Source organism: Pseudomonas sp. GW821-FHT09C10 (assembly GCF_059418085.1).
Window position 1 is genome coordinate 244,510 of record NZ_JBWKPE010000003.1, and the last position, 16,882, is coordinate 261,391.

Here is a 16,882-nt window from a genome sequence, read left to right on the forward strand (position 1 = left end):
ATGACCGGAGTCTAAACAAGGGCAAGGTGGGGGCAAGTAACGAAGGGGATGGGAAATGTCACCAGACGGTGACATTCAAGCCGCTAGGCGGCCTGTGGCGAGCAAGCTTGCCACAGGCCCGATATTACTGGCCGAGCGGCGTTGCCGCCGCCGGCGCATTCAAGCGCTGATTCAGGTTCTGCACCTGGCTCTGCAAGGTGGTGATATTGCGGGTGGTCTGGATGCGGAACACGTCGAACTCCTTGTTGGTCGGCGCATCGCTGTTGACCGGCTGGCTGTCCTGGGCGCTTTTGAGTACCACGAGGTCCTGCTCAAGACGGGCGATGGCTGCGCTCGGGTTACCTTGCTTTTTCAAGGCGGCCACATCAGCGACTAATTCCTTTATCTCGGTATCGCGCTTGCCGGCATCGCCCTGCGCAGCCTTCAGGGTGGCCACTGCATCGGTCAAGGCTTGCACCTGGCCCTGCAGCTTGGCATTGGCGCTCGACAGCTCAGTGGTGCTGGCAGTCATTTGCGCCAGGCGCTTGTCCAGCTCGGTGGCCTGGCCGGCAACGCCGAGCTGCTGCTTGCCCTGCTCCAGCAACTGGGTTTCCAGCTGTTTGATCTGCAGTTTCAGTGCTTCGCTGCCGTTGTTCACATTGGCTTCACTGGCTACGACCTTGCCGGAAATGTCCTGCAGGCGCCCTGCCGCTTCTTCGCTGATGCGCGCAAAGCTTTCCTGGGTGGCTACCAACTGCTGGCCCATCAGGGAAATCTGCTGGAAGCTCCACCAGGCCAGGCCGGCGAAGGCGATCAACAGCGCGCCGATCAATGCCCACAGCGGGCCGGTGCTGGCGCCCTTGACCTTGACCACGGGCGTGTTGCGCGAACGCACCGAGGTGGCCGGGGAAGGTTCGAAATCATCGTCATCCCCAAGATCGGCCCGCAGGCTGGGAATGTTGTCGAAATCGTCTTTGGCATCGTTACGCATGAATCAACCCTGAATCGGTGAGTTAGCTGGCTGGAAAGCCGAGCGACGGGAGTATAAACCCCAACCTCGTCGCGTTGATCGACCCGGAACCTGGAATTCGGTTCCCGATGTGTTGCCTGTTGTGACCTTATTTGAACCCGGGATCCTGGGCCTTCCACCAACTGCAGAACTCGTCGAGGGCGGTCCACAGGCTGACCTTGGGCTCGTAATCCAGATAATGCCTGGCCCGGCTGATGTCGAGGGTGAAATCTTTGTTCATTACCTGCATGCCCAGGCGCGATAACGCCGGCTCCGGACGACCGGGCCACATTGCGCAAAAGGCTTCGTTAAGCGCCGCCACGCTGTAGGACAAGCCGTAGGAGCGATAACGGGTCACCTGGGGCAGCTCCATTTGGCGCATCACGTAATTGACCACATCCCACACCGGCACCGGTGTGCCGTTGCTGATGTTGTAGGCCTTGCCCAGGGCCGAACCGGTGGCCAGCAAACTGCTGAGCAGCGCTTCGTTGAGGTTGTGCACACTGGTGAAGTCGACCTTGTTGAGACCGTCGCCGACGATAGCCAGGCGGTTCTTGCGCTGCATTTTCAGCAGGCGCGGGAAAATACTCATGTCACCGGCACCGGTGACGAACCGCGGGCGCAGGGCCAGCACCTCGAGGCCGAACTCCTGGGCGCCGAACACTTTCTGTTCGGCCAGGTACTTCGTGGCCGCATAGGGATGCTTGAAGCGCTTGGGGACTTGTTCTTCGGTCAACCCGAGGTGATCGCGCCCGTCGAAGTAGATCGACGGCGACGACAGGTGCACCAGACGGCCCACGCGCTGTTTGAGGCAGGCTTCCACGACGTTTTCAGTCACCAGCACGTTGCCTTGATGGAAGTCCTGATACTTCCCCCACAAGCCCACGGCGCCTGCGCAATGCACCACGGCTTCGACATCGCGGCACAGGTCGCGCACCAGGTCGGCATCACTCAAGTCACCCTGGATAAACTCGGCACCGCGTCGAACCAGGTGCTCCACACCCTCGGCGCGCCGCCCGTTGACCCGCACGTCCAGGCCCTGCTCCAGGGCGAAACGCGCAAAGCGCCCGCCGATGAAGCCGCTTGCGCCGGTGACCAGAATCTTCATGTATTACCCCGTGTTCTTTCATTTTTCATCGCTGTTGCCTTGACGACCGCCATCAGTCCAACGGCACCAACCATTGTCCACAGGCTTGGGCCAGGTGGTCGGTCAACAGGCCCAACAGCTGCCCGCCGCTGCGCCAATGATGCCAGTACAACGGCACATCGATGGGCTTATCTGGCATCAACTCGACCAGCACGCCTTTTTCCAGCTGGTCGCGCACCTGCAACTCAGGCACCAGCCCCCAGCCGAGCCCGGCTTCCGCCAGGCGGATAAAGCCTTCGGACGATGGGCATAAATGGTGTTCGAAACCGCCGTCCACGCCCAGAGACGCCAGGTAGCGGTGCTGCAGGAAATCATCCGGGCCAAACACCAGTGCCGGTGTGCGCGCCAGTTGCTCGGCACGCACACCTTGGGGGAAATGCCGTTTAACAAACGCCGGGCTGGCCAACGCCCGATAACGCATGGCGCCGAGCAACAGGCTGCGGGCTCCGGCCACCGGGCGTTCACTGGCGCAAATGCAGGCCGCTACCTCGCCGGCACGCATGCGCTTGAGCCCCACCGTCTGGTCTTCTACGACCAGATCCAGCAGCAAATGCTGCTCGGCACAAAAGTCACTGACCGCCTCGGCCCACCAGGTGGCCAGGCTGTCGGCATTCAGGGCGATGCGCAGGCGCTCAGGCATGCCTTCTTCGTCCAGCGCCGGCACCTGGCTTTGCAGGTCGCGCTCCAGCAGCCGCACCTGCTGCACATGGTTAAGCAAACGTCGACCGATATCGGTGGGCGCCGGCGGCGTAACCCTCACCAGCACCGGCTGGCCGATGCGTGCTTCCAATAACTTGATGCGCTGGGAAATCGCCGATTGCGACAGCCCCAATACCTGGGCTCCGCGCTCGAAGCCGGCCTGTTCCACCACCGCCGCCAGGGCGGAAAGCAATTTATAGTCGAACATCAGTTTCTCTAATGAGCGATCAGCAATATTGGTTTTTCTTATACAGCCTGGGCCATGAGAATAGCCAGCATCGCTTCTCTCTTTATAAGGACCCTTCACCATGGCTGGCGAAACCGCCCTGGCAACTCTGCTGCGCAGCATGAGCCCGCAGCTCAATGACGGTGACTACGTGTTCTGCACCCTGCCTGACCATCGGATCCCGGCCGGTTGCGAGGCCATCGGCAGCTTTCGCGAACAGGAAGGCCTGACCCTGATCCTGGAGCGCCGGCAGGCGGAACAGGCCGGCCTGGCGTTCGACTACATCGCGGCGTGGATCACCCTGAATGTGCATTCAGCGCTGCAAGCCGTGGGCCTGACGGCAGCCTTCGCCAGCGCACTCGGCAAGGCCGGGATCAGTTGCAACGTGATCGCCGGCTACTACCACGACCACCTGTTCGTCGGCCGCGCGGATGCCGAGCGAGCCATGGACGTATTGCGGCAACTGGCAGCGACTTCGGAGTAATGGTTATGTGGCAAAGCTATCTGAACGGATTATTGGTGGCCCTGGGGCTGATCATGGCCATCGGCACGCAAAACGCATTTGTATTGGCGCAAAGCCTGCGCCGTGAACATCACCTGCCGGTGGCGGCGTTGTGCGTGGTGTGCGACGCCTTGCTCGTGGCCGCCGGGGTATTCGGCCTGGCGACGGTGCTGGCCCAAAACCCGCTGCTGCTGGCAATTGCCCGCTGGGGCGGCGCCGCGTTCCTGCTGTGGTACGGCACCTTGGCATTGCGCCGGGCGTTTTCGACACAGGGCCTGGAGCAAGGCGGCAATCTCAAGGTCCGCTCATTGCGCGCCGTATTGCTCAGCGCCCTGGCGGTCACGTTGCTCAATCCTCATGTGTACCTGGACACGGTGCTGCTGATCGGCTCACTGGGCGCGCAACAAACCGAACCCGGTGCCTACGTGGCCGGGGCCGCGAGTGCATCGTTCCTGTGGTTCGCCACCCTGGCGCTCGGCGCGGCCTGGTTGGCGCCGTGGCTGGCACGCCCGGCGACATGGCGCCTGTTGGACCTGTTGGTAGCGGTAATGATGTTCAGCGTGGCCTATCAATTGATCAGCGCCTGATGAATATTCCAAAACGCTCTGGAACCTCTATCCCACACAGTTGTTGCGTGGTTTTGCCGCACCCCCGGTGCTATGATCCGGACCCTGCGCCGCAAAGAGTACAAACTCCCCGGCGCTTGTTTGGCCGCCCGTGATCGGCCTTGCGCTCACCGCAACTGACCTGATTAGGAGAATCATCATGGCTTTCGAATTGCCGCCGCTGCCCTACGCACACGATGCCCTGCAGCCGCACATCTCCAAGGAAACCTTGGAATACCACCACGACAAGCACCACAACACCTATGTCGTGAACCTGAACAACCTGGTGCCAGGCACCGAGTTCGAAGGCAAGACCCTGGAAGAAATCGTCAAGTCTTCTTCGGGCGGCATCTTCAACAACGCCGCTCAGGTCTGGAACCACACCTTCTACTGGAACTGCCTGGCACCAAACGCCGGCGGCCAACCTACCGGCGCACTGGCTGAAGCCATCAACGCCGCGTTCGGTTCGTTCGACAAGTTCAAGGAAGAATTCACCAAGACGTCCGTCGGCACCTTCGGTTCCGGTTGGGGCTGGCTGGTGAAAAAGGCTGACGGTTCCCTGGCCCTGGCCAGCACCATCGGCGCCGGCAACCCGCTGACCAGCGGCGACACCCCGCTGCTGACCTGCGACGTGTGGGAACATGCCTACTACATCGACTACCGCAACGTACGTCCAAAGTATGTGGAAGCGTTCTGGAACCTGGTCAACTGGAAGTTCGTGGCTGAGCAGTTCGAAGGCAAGACCTTCACTGCCTAAGCGACGCTTGCAGTAGAAAGAGCCCGGCGATTGCCGGGCTTTTTTATGCCTGAAAAAAGAACCCCATTCAGGAAACGTGGAACTCACCGGCACGAACCTGCCACACAATCGGTGAGAGAAATAACTCTCTCGTTTATTTTCAGGAGTGGCAATTATGGCTGGTGTATCCGGAGCGGGTGGTGATAGTGGCCCTGGTGTTGACTTGTTGTCGGCGGGCCTCTCAGCGCTCAACCCACTATTGGGAGAGGGGCTGAAAATGGGGATGCAACTGCTCACAGGTTTGGCGGGCGGGGGCGGGGGCCAAGGGGGAGCCTCCGGAAAACCAGGTGAGGACGTACATCCGACGTTAGACCGATTTAATGGTTAATAAACCTGCTGACGATCCCGCGCAGAGTGCCTATCAGGCAATCGCCTGAACCCTGTGTTGTGCAAGAGAGCGGCGGATATGATCCGCCCTCTCCCCTCCCGAACGCCCTTCGATAGACTCCAGCCCCCCCAGCCGCAATGTTCCTTTGACTGCCACCACCAGATTGCCAATACTCATGGCATATTGAAGGCCACCCGCATGAGACAAGGAATGCCCCTTTGAAGCTGGAACTCAAAAACAGCTTGTCGGTGAAGTTGCTACGGGTCGTGCTGCTGTCGGCGTTGATCGTGGGCGTGACGCTGAGCGTGGCGCAGATCGTTTTCGATGCCTACAAGACGCGCCAGGCCGTGGCCGGTGATGCCCAGCGCATCCTCGACATGTTTCGCGACCCCTCGACCCAGGCCGTCTATAGCCTGGACCGCGAGATGGGCATGCAGGTGATAGAGGGGCTGTTCCAGGACGAGGCGGTGCGCATGGCCTCCATCGGCCATCCCAACGAAACCATGCTGGCAGAAAAAAGCCGCGCCTTGCAGCACTCCCCCAGCCGCTGGCTCACCGACCTGATTCTTGGCCAAGAACGCACCTTTACCACCGCCTTGGTCGGCAAAGGCCCCTACAGCGAGTATTACGGCGACCTGAGCATTACCCTCGACACCGCCACGTACGGCCAGGGCTTTATTGTCAGTTCGGTGATCATCTTCATTTCCGGCGTGTTACGCGCCTTGGCCATGGGCCTGGTGTTGTACCTGGTGTACCACTGGCTGCTGACCAAGCCGCTGTCGCGGATTATCGAACACCTGACATCGATCAACCCGGACCGCCCCAGCGAGCACAAGATCCCGCAACTCAAGGGCCACGAGCGCAACGAATTGGGGTTGTGGATCAACACCGCCAACCAGTTGCTCGAATCCATCGAGCGCAACACCCACCTGCGCCATGAGGCGGAATCCAGCCTGCTGCGCATGGCCCAGTACGATTTTCTCACCGGCCTGCCCAACCGCCAGAAACTGCAGGAGCAGTTGGACAAGATCCTCATCGACGCCGGCCGCCGCCAGCGTCGCGTAGCGGTGCTGTGCGTGGGACTGGATGACTTCAAAAGCGTCAACGAGCAGTTCACCTACCAGGCCGGCGACAAATTGCTGCTGGCCCTGGCCGACCGTCTGCGCGCCCACAGCGGTCGCCTCGGCGCCCTCGCCCGCCTGGGGGGCGACCAGTTCGCGCTGGTACAGGCCGATATCGACCAGCCCTACGAAGCGGCCGAACTGGCGCAAAGCATCCTCGACGACCTGGAGGCGGAGTTCGCTCTCGACCACGAGGAAATTCGCCTGCGCGCCACTATCGGCATCACCTTGTTTCCCGAAGATGGCGACAGCACCGAGAAGCTGCTGCAAAAAGCCGAACAGACCATGACCCTGGCCAAGAGCCGCTCTCGCAACCGCTATCAGTTCTATATCGCCAGCGTCGACAGCGAAATGCGCCGTCGCCGCGAGCTGGAAAAAGACCTGCGCGACGCCCTCAGCCGCGACCAGTTCCACCTGGTCTACCAGCCGCAGATCAGCTATCGCGACCAGCGTGTGGTAGGCGTGGAAGCCCTGATCCGCTGGCAGCACCCGGAACACGGCCTGGTGCCGCCCGACCTGTTCATCCCGCTGGCAGAACAGAACGGCACCATTATTCCGATCGGCGAATGGGTACTGGACCAGGCCTGTCGACAATTGCGCGAATGGCATGACCTGGGCTTCACCGAACTGCGCATGGCGGTCAACCTGTCCACCGTGCAGTTGCACCACACCGAGCTGCCACGGGTGGTCAACAACCTGATGCAGATCTACCGCCTGCCGCCGCGCAGCCTGGAGTTGGAAGTCACCGAGACCGGCCTGATGGAAGACATCAGCACCGCCGCCCAACACCTGTTGAGCCTGCGCCGTTCCGGGGCCTTGATCGCGATTGATGATTTCGGCACCGGCTATTCCTCCTTGAGCTATTTGAAAAGCCTGCCCCTGGACAAGATCAAGATCGACAAAAGCTTCGTCCAGGACCTGCTGGACGACGATGACGATGCCACCATCGTTCGCGCCATTATCCAGCTGGGCAAAAGCCTGGGCATGCAGGTCATCGCGGAAGGCGTGGAAACCGCGGAGCAGGAGGCCTACATCATCTCCGAGGGTTGCCACGAAGGTCAGGGTTACTACTACAGCAAACCCCTGCCGGCCCGGGAGTTGGCGGCTTTTTTGAAGCAGGCCGAGCGCAATGGCGCGGCCATTCTCTGACCGGGCAAAACGATACTGAATATTTCCCGCGTATAACCCTTTACACAAAATGCAAATCTTTCGCATTATGTCGCAGTTTTGCGCGACCCCCGCGCGCCCATCAACAACCGAAGCAGGATGTTCGCCATGATTCGTATGCCCCTGGCCACCGCCAGTCTGCTGGCCATTGCCATTTCTCTCGCCGGTTGCGGCGAAGGTAAAGACAAGCCCGCAGCAAACCAGGCGCCGACCCCGGCTGCCAGCACTACCGCTCCAGCGGCTGCCACCCCTGCCGGTCAGGTCGACGAAGCGGCCGCCAAGGCCGTGGTTGCGCATTACGCCGACATGGTCTTCGCGGTGTACAGCGATGCCGAGTCCACGGCAAAAACCCTGCAAACCGCAATCGACGCCTTCCTCGCCAAACCGAACGACGAAACCCTGAAGGCCGCCCGCGCCGCCTGGGTTGCCGCGCGCGTTCCGTACCTGCAGAGCGAAGTGTTCCGCTTCGGCAATACCATCATCGACGACTGGGAAGGTCAGGTGAATGCCTGGCCCTTGGACGAAGGCCTGATCGACTACGTCGACAAATCCTACGAGCACGCCCTGGGTAACCCGGGCGCTACCGCCAACATCATCGCCAACACCGAGATCCAGGTCGGCGAAGACAAGGTCGACGTGAAGGACATCACCCCGGAAAAACTCGCCAGCCTCAATGAGCTGGGCGGTTCCGAAGCCAACGTCGCCACCGGCTACCACGCCATCGAATTCCTGCTCTGGGGCCAGGACCTGAACGGCACCGGCCCAGGCGCCGGCAACCGCCCTGCGTCGGATTACCTGACCGGCGACGGCGCAACCGGCGGCCACAACGAGCGCCGCCGCGCCTACCTGACCGCCGTGACCCAACTGCTGGTCAGCGACCTGCAGGAAATGGTCGGCAACTGGAAACCCAACGTCGAAGACAACTACCGCGCCACCCTGGAGGCAGAACCTGCCACCGACGGCCTGCGCAAAATGTTGTTCGGCATGGGCAGCCTGTCCCTGGGCGAACTGGCCGGTGAGCGCATGAAGGTTTCCCTGGAAGCCAACTCGCCGGAAGATGAACAGGACTGCTTCAGCGACAACACCCATTACTCGCACTTCTACGACGCCAAGGGCATCCGCAACGTCTACCTGGGCGAGTACACCCGCGTCGACGGCACCAAACTGACCGGCGCCAGCCTGTCGTCCCTGGTGGCCAAGGCCGACCCGGCTGCCGACACCGCGCTGAAAGCGGACCTGGCGGCGACCGAAGCGAAAATCCAGGTCATGGTTGATCACGCTCAGAAAGGTGAACACTACGACCAGTTGATCGCGGCCGGTAACGACGCAGGCAACCAGATCGTGCGTGACGCCATCGCCGCCCTGGTCAAGCAGACCGGTTCGATCGAAGCCGCTGCCGGCAAGCTGGGCATCAGCGACCTGAACCCGGATAACGCTGATCACGAATTCTGATCAGTGCGGTGTTGAATGAGGCGGCCTTCGGGTCGCCTTTTTTTTACCTGCCTTTCACAGTAGTACCACCACTCCCTCCCACATTTGATTTGCGTCGCTTTCAAGGCCCGGTTTACATGCCCGGCACCCCAGGTAGAATGGCGCCTCTGCCCTATTTCGAGCTCACTTCATGGCGTTGCCGACCCTACGCATCATCGGTTTCATCATCGGCATCTTCCTGATCACCCTTGCGATCGCCATGGTCGTGCCCATGGCCACCCTGGTGATTTTCGAACGGACCAGCGACCTGCCCTCGTTCCTCTGGGCCAGCCTGATCACTTTTGTCGCCGGGCTTGCCCTGGTGATTCCCGGGCGTCCCGAACACGTGCACCTGCGTCCGCGAGACATGTACCTGCTCACGGTCAGCAGTTGGGTGGTGGTATGCGTATTCGCCGCGCTGCCGTTCCTGCTGACCCAGCACATCAGCTACACCGACTCGTTTTTCGAAAGCATGTCCGGCATCACCGCCACCGGTTCCACGGTGCTGAGCGGCCTGGACACCCTGTCACCCGGCATTCTGATGTGGCGCTCGCTGCTGCACTGGCTCGGCGGCATCGGCTTTATCGGCATGGCGGTGGCGATCCTGCCGCTGCTGCGTATCGGTGGCATGCGCCTGTTCCAGACCGAATCCTCGGACCGCTCGGAGAAGGTCATGCCCCGCTCGCACATGGTGGCGCGGCTGATCGTGGCGGCCTACGTCGGCATCACCATCCTCGGCAGCCTGGCGTTCTGGTGGGCCGGCATGGGCCTGTTCGATGCGATCAACCATGCGATGTCGGCGATTTCCACCGGTGGGTTCTCCACCTCGGACGAGTCCCTGGCGCACTGGAAACAACCGGCGGTGCACTGGGTGGCGGTGGTGGTGATGATCCTCGGCAGCTTGCCGTTCACCCTGTACGTGGCCACCTTGCGGGGTAATCGCAAGGCATTGATCAAGGATCAGCAAGTACAGGGCTTGCTCGGTTTGTTGCTGGTGACCTGGCTGGTGCTCGGCACCTGGTACTGGTGGACCACCAACCTGCATTGGCTGGATGCCCTGCGCCATGTGGCGTTGAACGTCACGTCGGTAGTGACCACCACCGGTTTTGCACTGGGGGACTACAGCCTGTGGGGCAATTTCTCACTGATGCTGTTCTTCTACCTGGGCTTCATCGGCGGCTGTTCCGGCTCCACGGCGGGCGGGATCAAGATTTTCCGCTTCCAGGTCGCCTATATCCTGCTCAAGGCCAACTTGAACCAGCTGATTCACCCGCGCGCGGTAATCAAGCAGAAGTACAACGGCCACCGCCTCGACGAAGAGATCGTGCGTTCGATCCTGACTTTTTCGTTTTTCTTCGCCATCACCATCTGCGCCATCGCCCTGGCTTTGTCGCTGCTGGGCCTGGACTGGATGACCGCACTCACCGGTGCCGCCAGCACCGTGTCCGGCGTCGGCCCGGGCCTGGGGGAAACCATTGGCCCGGCCGGCAACTTCGCCAGCCTGCCGGATGCGGCCAAGTGGATCCTGTCCCTGGGCATGCTGCTGGGCCGGCTGGAAATCATCACAGTCTTTGTTCTGTGCATTCCGGCGTTCTGGCGTCACTGACCGTCGACGCGTCCTGCAGTCGCGTCCGGTATTCGCCGGGCGTGGCATCGAACCAGCGGCGAAACGCGCGAAAGAAGTTGCTCGGGTCGGCAAAGCCCAGCAGGTAGGCAATCTCCAACAGGGTCATGCTCGGCTGCGCCAGGTACTGCTCGGCCAGTTCGCGGCGGGTGTCGTCGAGCAGGGTCTGGAAACTCGTGCCTTCTTCCTGCAGGCGCCGCTGCAAGGTGCGCTGGGACAGGTGCAGGGTCTGGGCCACCACTTCGCGCTTGGGCTCGCCCTGGGGCAGCAGTCGGCACAGCACCTGCCGCGCCTTGTGGGTCACACGGCTTTCGGAGAACCGCGCCAGGTACTCACCGGCAAATCGATCGTGCAACAGCGCCATGGCCTCGTTGGCCGTGGGCAGCGGCGCGTCCATGTCGGCGCGCTCAAAGATCAGCGCGTCATACGGCGCATTGAATTCCAGCGGGGCATGGAACGCTTGTTTATAGGGGGCCAGGTCTTCCGGTTGATCGCCCTGCAACAGCACTTTGCGGGGTTGCAGGGTCCGCCCGGTGAGCCAGCCGCACAGCGCCAACGCACAGGCCAGGGAGGCTTCGGCGCTTTGTCGGGTCGGCGGAAGATGATCGCCATGCACCGTCAGAATCAGCGCATAGCCTTCAGGTAATAGTCGAAAACTCAAGTCGGCGCTTTCGGCGATGATCCGCTGGTAACGCACCAGACGCATAAAGCCTTCGGCCAGGGTGTTACTGGACATCAAGGCGTAACCGGCCACATGAAACGACGCCGGGCGCACCACCTTGCCCATGTTCAGGCCAATCGCCGGGTTGCCCGACAGCTCGACTGCGCGCTGCCACAGGCGGGTCATGGAGTCCTGCGGGAACCGCGCATCGGGGTCACTCAGCGCGGCGTAGTCCAGGCCCAGTTGCTTGAACAAGGCTCGGCAATCCAGGCCGTCCATTTCCAGTGCCTTGACTATCCCCATCGCCCAGCTTGCAGAAGTTGTTCGTTCGCTCATGGCGTCTTCTTAATAAAGCAGGCTCAAAACGGCAGCCAGGAAAGCCAAGGATACTAAAGTGGCATCTATTGTCACTGGCTGTTACCACTGATCACTCTAGACTCAAATAAGCTCCCCGCCGAACATCTGTTCGGCGGCACAACAATCAAAGGGCCGGCCGCAGTGGAAAACCTCAAGCGATTCAACAGCTTTGCCGAGTTTTACCCCTATTACCTGACCGAGCACGGCAACAGCACCTGCCGGCGCCTGCACTTTATCGGCACTACCCTGGTGATCGGCATCCTGGCCTATGCCATCGGCCGAGGCTCACTGGGGCTGTTATTGGCCGTGCCGATTGCCGGCTACAGTTTTGCCTGGATCGGGCACTTCTTCTTCGAAAAGAACCGTCCTGCAACCTTCCAGCACCCGTTCTACAGCTTGCTCGGGGATTTTGTGATGTACCGCGACATGATCCTCGGCAAGGTGCCGTTCTGAGCGATGTGACCTCTTGTCACTTGCGTAAAAACGATAAAAGGTTCGTACACCCGGCGATATAAAAGTCTTTTTGTCATTTACAGTGCTGTATCCTGCCAAGGCTTTTTGAGAGCGCGGAATCACCTGCGATTGAAAAAACAGACTTTGCGAGGAGCGACGACGATGCACGAGATACCTAATCTCCCCTTCCCAAGCCTGCACGAAACTGAGCAGCCAACACCGCAGCAGGCCAGCGCGAAGCAGCCTGAGGCCAAAGAAGCAAAACCAGTCGACAGCAAGAGCCAGGACTGACGCCGTACCAGACCGTGTGGAAAGCGTACCTTTGAACGCTTTCCACACTGCCTGAATCACCCCCGAGGTACCCGCCATGACAGACACCCTCCCGGACACCGCCGTACTCGACACTGCCCTGCAGATGGTCGACGTGTGGAACCGCCTCAGCGCGGACAAACAAGCCTTGCTGCTCAAGCGCTTCGGCACCCAGGAAAACGCCCTGGCCGCCCTGGTCACCACCCAGTTACTCGCCCCCCTTCAAGCCTGACGTCTTTTTGATCTGACGTTTTTGCGTTTTACCGCTCTGCGCACGCCCAAGCCCCGGTATCATTAGCAGCCTATCTTTACCTGCTGCGACAGTGGACCTCTCCCATGCCAGATACCCAGCGCCCCATGGCGGTCACGCTGCAAGTTGTTTCCATCGTGTTGTTCACCTTTATCGGCTACCTGAATATCGGCATTCCCCTGGCCGTATTGCCGGGCTATGTCCACAGCGAACTGGGCTACGGCGCGGTGATCGCCGGCCTGGTGATCAGCGTGCAGTACCTGGCCACGCTGCTGAGCCGCCCCTATGCCGGCAAAATCATCGATAACCTGGGCAGCAAGCGGGCGGTGCTGATCGGCCTGGTGGGCTGCGGCGCGAGCGGCGTGTTCATGCTGCTTGCGGCGTGGTTTTCAAGCGTGCCGGCCGTCAGCCTGGCCAGCCTGCTCATCGGTCGATTGGTACTGGGCAGCGCGGAAAGCCTGGTGGGCTCGGGCGCCATCGGTTGGGGGATCGGCCGGGTCGGTGCGCAGAACACCGCCAAGGTGATTTCCTGGAACGGTATCGCCAGCTACGGCGCGCTGGCCGTCGGCGCACCACTGGGCGTGTTGCTGGTGAGGCATTTCGGACTGTGGAGCATGGGTGTCAGCATTATCCTGCTGGCGGTCGTCGGCGTGTTGCTGGCCTGGAACAAAGTGGCCGCACCGATTGTGGCCGGTGTGCGCCTGCCCTTCATGAACGTCCTGGGCCGAGTCCTGCCCCACGGCTGCGCGCTGGCCCTGGGCTCCATCGGCTTTGGCACCATCGCCACCTTTATCACCCTGTATTACACCACCCAGCACTGGGATAACGCGGTGTGGGCATTGAGCCTGTTCGGCGCCAGCTTTATCGGTGCGCGCCTGCTGTTCGGCAACTTGATCAACCGTATCGGCGGCTTTCGCGTGGCGATCGCCTGCCTGTCGGTGGAGATCCTCGGCCTGCTGCTGTTGTGGCTGGCGCCGGATGCCAACCTGGCCCTGGCCGGCGCGGCGTTGAGTGGGTTCGGCTTTTCCCTGGTGTTTCCGGCGCTGGGGGTGGAGGCGGTCAACTTGGTGCCCGCGTCCAGCCGTGGTTCGGCGGTGGGCGCGTATTCGCTGTTTATCGATCTGTCGCTGGGCATTACCGGGCCGCTGGCCGGGGCTGTGGCAGCCGGCTTCGGCTTTGCGTCGATCTTCCTGTTCGCCGCCCTTGCCGCCCTCGGTGGGCTGCTGCTGAGTGTCTACCTGTACCGGCAAGCGCCCAAGGCCCGCGAAGCGCGCGATGTCTAGAAGTCGACCTTGCCGCGCCCGGCCTTGATGCTGCCGCGCTTGGTCTTGGATTCCAGGCGACGCTTTTTCGAGCCAAGGGTGGGCTTGGTCGGGCGGCGCTTCTTCTCGACCTTGGTGGCACTGAGGATCAGCTCCACCAGGCGCTCCAGCGCGTCGGCGCGGTTCTGTTCCTGGGTCCGGTACTGCTGGGCCTTGAGCACCAGCACACCTTCGCTGGTGATACGGCTGTCACGCAGTGCCAGCAGTCGCTCCTTGTAGAACGCCGGCAGCGACGACGCCGGAATATCAAACCGCAGGTGCACCGCGCTCGACACCTTGTTGACGTTCTGCCCGCCGGCGCCCTGGGCGCGGATGGCGGTCAGCTCGATTTCGGCATCGGCCAGGTGCACATTGTTGGAAATAACCAGCATCACTCAATAAACCCTAGGCAACAGACACGCCCAATCAGGACAACAACCTCAACAACAAGGACGCATAACAATGAAAATACTGTTGGTCTCTTTGCTCGGCACCTTATCACTCATTCAAACGTCACTGTCCTTTGCAGATAACGCCAATGGCAAAAACCTCTATTCACAGCGCTGCGCCATGTGCCACGGGCCAGACCTTAAGGCAACGGGGCCGTTGGCCAATAAAAGCAACCCGCCTACACCTGACCTGACAACCCCAGCCTTCAAAAAACGGCTGGCAGCTTACCCGGGCGTGATTGTGTCTTCGGTCATACTTCGCCCGAATGGAGACCTGATCCCAAAAACGCTGCGCGAGAATGGGGTGAAGGTCGCGCCGCATGCCTGGAACGTTAAGGACTTTCGCGACTTGAATGAATACATGAGCGGTGTGATTTCAAAAAGTTGACGGCTTCAAACCGCAAAAAACCCCGCGCCCTATGCAGGATGCGGGGTTTTCCAGGTAGGCGCCTGTTTACTTCAATGCTGCACTCGCGGTGCTCAACGCCGCTTCAGCACTGCGCTTGTTCTTGATCCAATAACACACCGCCATAAACGCCACCCACAGCGGGATCGCGTACACCGACACCTGGATCCCCGGAATCATCAACATGATCACCAGGATAAACACCACGAACGCCAGGCACACATAGTTGCCGTACGGGTACCACAACGCCTTGAACAACGGCACCTGGCCGGTGCGGTTCATGTGCTGGCGGAACTTGAAGTGGGAGAAGCTGATCATCGCCCAGTTGATCACCAGCGTGGCCACGACCAGGGACATCAGCAGTTCCAGGGCATGTTGCGGGATGAAGTAGTTCATCAACACCGCCACCAGCGTGACCGCCGCCGACGCGAGGATCGAACGCACCGGCACGCCGCGCTTGTCGATCTTGGCCAGCGCCTTGGGCGCATCACCCTGCTCAGCCATGCCCAGCAGCATGCGGCTGTTGCAGTAGGTGCCGCTGTTGTACACCGACAACGCCGCCGTCAACACCACGAAGTTGAGGATATGCGCGGCGGTGTTGCTGCCCAGCATCGAGAACACCTGCACGAACGGGCTGCCACTGTAGGCATCGCCGGAGGCGTTGAGGGTGGCCAGCAGGCTGTCCCATGGTGTCAGCGACAGCAATACCACCAGGGCGCCGATGTAGAAGATCAGGATACGGTAGATCACCTGGTTGATCGCCTTGGGGATCACGGTGCGTGGCTGGTCGGCTTCGGCGGCGGTAAAGCCGAGCATTTCCAGGCCGCCGAAGGAGAACATGATGATCGCCATGGCCATCACCAAGCCGCCCACGCCATGGGGGAAAAAGCCGCCGTGTTCCCACAGGTTGCTCACCGAGGCTTGCGGGCCGCCGCTGCCGCTGACCAGCAGGTAGCTGCCAAGGGCGATCATGCCGACGATAGCCACCACCTTGATGATGGCGAACCAGAACTCCGCTTCACCAAAGACTTTGACGTTGGCCAGGTTGATCAGGTTGATCAGCACGAAGAACGCCGCCGCAGACACCCAGGTCGGAATCTCCGGCCACCAGTAGTGCACGTATTTGCCGACGGCTGTCAGCTCGGACATGCCCACCAGGATGTACAGGATCCAGCAGTTCCAGCCCGACAGGAAGCCGGCGAAACCGCCCCAGTACTTGTGGGCAAAGTGGCTGAAGGAACCGGCGACCGGCTCTTCGACGATCATTTCGCCGAGCTGGCGCATGATCATGAAGGCAATGAAGCCGCAGATGGCATAACCCAGGATCATCGACGGGCCGGCGGATTTGAGCACGCCGGCCGAGCCCAGGAACAGGCCGGTGCCGATGGCGCCACCGAGGGCGATCAACTGGATATGCCGATTTTTCAGGCCGCGTTTCAGCTCGCCTGAAGAGGAATGGGGTTCACTCATGAAAAGGGTCTCACGCAAGGTTTGATGATGTTGAATGCAGGTTGCTGCCTTGAATTACCGACTCAAGCAGCGCCGCTCAAACCCCAGCGCAGGCACCAGGAGTACAGCGTCTTTCTAATGGTCATGCGTCACCTGTTTGTTTTTATCTGTGACGAAATCGAACCCGCCGGGCTCGTGGCCAGGCGGAGTGATCAGGGTGGGTAAACCCTGAGGTCTTGGCCTTTTGCGTGGTTACGCAAGGGGGTCACAGTAAAACGCGGCGCATTGTACACCGCTCGACAGCTTCAAGCCGTACCCGCGGAGCACGTGCGACGATCTGTCAGGTATTCCTTACAGCGGTAAATAGGCCAATCATGCCGTGAGCCATACGTAAATTAATCGTTACAGCATGGAAAATCGGCGTTACAGCTGTAAGTTTTTGAAAAAATGGCGGTAGGAAAATTCATCGCCATTAGCGACGCCAGCTCACTGTATTTCCTGAAGAAAAAAAGCCGGCGAAAAAACAGAAGAAAAAATCCAAATGAGACCGTGTCAATAAAATTTTTGCATTACC

The 16,882-nt window shown here is 60.7% G+C and carries 16 protein-coding genes; 10 read left to right on the plus strand and 6 right to left on the minus strand.

Features of this window, described 5'->3' with window-relative positions:
- Positions 1-124 precede the first annotated feature (124 nt).
- The 3 genes from AC07OT_RS08155 to AC07OT_RS08165 form a co-directional block, all read right to left on the minus strand.
- On the minus strand, positions 125-970 hold the full coding sequence (locus tag AC07OT_RS08155) for an ATPase (protein ID WP_495107864.1): 846 nt from the start codon (positions 968-970) through the stop codon (positions 125-127).
- Between the two features lie 127 nt (positions 971-1,097).
- Positions 1,098-2,096, minus strand: coding sequence for an NAD-dependent epimerase/dehydratase family protein (locus tag AC07OT_RS08160; protein ID WP_027605588.1), 999 nt, complete (start codon positions 2,094-2,096; stop codon positions 1,098-1,100).
- Positions 2,097-2,148: 52 nt separating this feature from the next.
- Entirely contained in the window at positions 2,149-3,042 is an 894-nt protein-coding gene (locus AC07OT_RS08165; RefSeq protein ID WP_495107865.1) for a LysR family transcriptional regulator ArgP, read from the minus strand.
- A 100-nt stretch (positions 3,043-3,142) separates the two neighbouring features.
- Here AC07OT_RS08165 and AC07OT_RS08170 point away from each other — a divergent pair, with 100 nt between their 5' ends.
- From AC07OT_RS08170 to AC07OT_RS08195, 6 genes are all read left to right on the plus strand, one after another.
- The gene (locus AC07OT_RS08170) at positions 3,143-3,544 is read left to right on the plus strand and encodes an ACT domain-containing protein (RefSeq protein ID WP_027605586.1); all 402 of its coding nucleotides are present in this window, start codon (positions 3,143-3,145) and stop codon (positions 3,542-3,544) included.
- Positions 3,545-3,549: 5 nt separating this feature from the next.
- A complete protein-coding gene (locus AC07OT_RS08175) occupies positions 3,550-4,149 on the plus strand; it encodes a LysE/ArgO family amino acid transporter (protein ID WP_141155878.1) in 600 nt (199 codons plus the stop codon).
- Between the two features lie 178 nt (positions 4,150-4,327).
- Positions 4,328-4,924: a superoxide dismutase gene (locus AC07OT_RS08180; protein ID WP_003212997.1), complete on the plus strand. Its 597-nt coding sequence runs from the start codon at positions 4,328-4,330 to the stop codon at positions 4,922-4,924.
- 585 nt (positions 4,925-5,509) lie between these two features.
- A complete protein-coding gene (locus AC07OT_RS08185; protein ID WP_065939140.1) occupies positions 5,510-7,561 on the plus strand; it encodes a putative bifunctional diguanylate cyclase/phosphodiesterase in 2,052 nt (683 codons plus the stop codon).
- Positions 7,562-7,687: 126 nt separating this feature from the next.
- Complete coding sequence (locus tag AC07OT_RS08190) at positions 7,688-9,031, plus strand: imelysin family protein (protein ID WP_495107866.1); 1,344 nt, start codon at positions 7,688-7,690, stop codon at positions 9,029-9,031.
- Between the two features lie 169 nt (positions 9,032-9,200).
- A complete protein-coding gene (locus AC07OT_RS08195; RefSeq protein ID WP_027605582.1) occupies positions 9,201-10,655 on the plus strand; it encodes a TrkH family potassium uptake protein in 1,455 nt (484 codons plus the stop codon).
- Here the strand turns inward: AC07OT_RS08195 and AC07OT_RS08200 are convergent.
- Positions 10,612-11,670, minus strand: a complete 1,059-nt coding sequence (locus tag AC07OT_RS08200; protein WP_495107867.1) for an AraC family transcriptional regulator — start codon at positions 11,668-11,670, stop codon at positions 10,612-10,614. The genes AC07OT_RS08195 and AC07OT_RS08200 overlap by 44 nt on opposite strands.
- 162 nt (positions 11,671-11,832) lie before the next feature.
- Here AC07OT_RS08200 and AC07OT_RS08205 point away from each other — a divergent pair, with 162 nt between their 5' ends.
- The 3 genes from AC07OT_RS08205 (at position 11,833) to AC07OT_RS08215 (ending at position 13,986) form a co-directional block, all read left to right on the plus strand.
- A complete protein-coding gene (locus AC07OT_RS08205) occupies positions 11,833-12,144 on the plus strand; it encodes an Mpo1-like protein (protein WP_027605580.1) in 312 nt (103 codons plus the stop codon).
- 367 nt (positions 12,145-12,511) lie between these two features.
- Positions 12,512-12,685, plus strand: coding sequence for a hypothetical protein (locus tag AC07OT_RS08210; RefSeq protein WP_162844272.1), 174 nt, complete (start codon positions 12,512-12,514; stop codon positions 12,683-12,685).
- A 104-nt stretch (positions 12,686-12,789) separates the two neighbouring features.
- Positions 12,790-13,986, plus strand: coding sequence for an MFS transporter (locus AC07OT_RS08215; protein ID WP_495107868.1), 1,197 nt, complete (start codon positions 12,790-12,792; stop codon positions 13,984-13,986).
- Here the strand turns inward: AC07OT_RS08215 and arfB are convergent.
- Positions 13,983-14,396 carry an alternative ribosome rescue aminoacyl-tRNA hydrolase ArfB gene (gene arfB / locus AC07OT_RS08220; RefSeq protein WP_495107869.1) on the minus strand — a complete coding sequence of 138 codons (414 nt, stop codon included), beginning with the start codon at positions 14,394-14,396 and terminating at the stop codon, positions 13,983-13,985. The two genes, AC07OT_RS08215 and arfB, sit on opposite strands and share 4 nt — an antisense overlap.
- Positions 14,397-14,466: 70 nt before the next feature.
- Between arfB and AC07OT_RS08225 the strand changes: the two genes are divergently transcribed.
- On the plus strand, positions 14,467-14,841 hold the full coding sequence (locus AC07OT_RS08225; RefSeq protein ID WP_141155882.1) for a c-type cytochrome: 375 nt from the start codon (positions 14,467-14,469) through the stop codon (positions 14,839-14,841).
- 66 nt (positions 14,842-14,907) lie between these two features.
- Here the strand turns inward: AC07OT_RS08225 and AC07OT_RS08230 are convergent, their stop codons facing one another.
- Positions 14,908-16,329 (minus strand): amino acid permease, encoded by a 1,422-nt coding sequence (locus AC07OT_RS08230; RefSeq protein WP_146477315.1) that lies wholly within the window; start codon positions 16,327-16,329, stop codon positions 14,908-14,910.
- Positions 16,330-16,882: the final 553 nt, after the last annotated feature.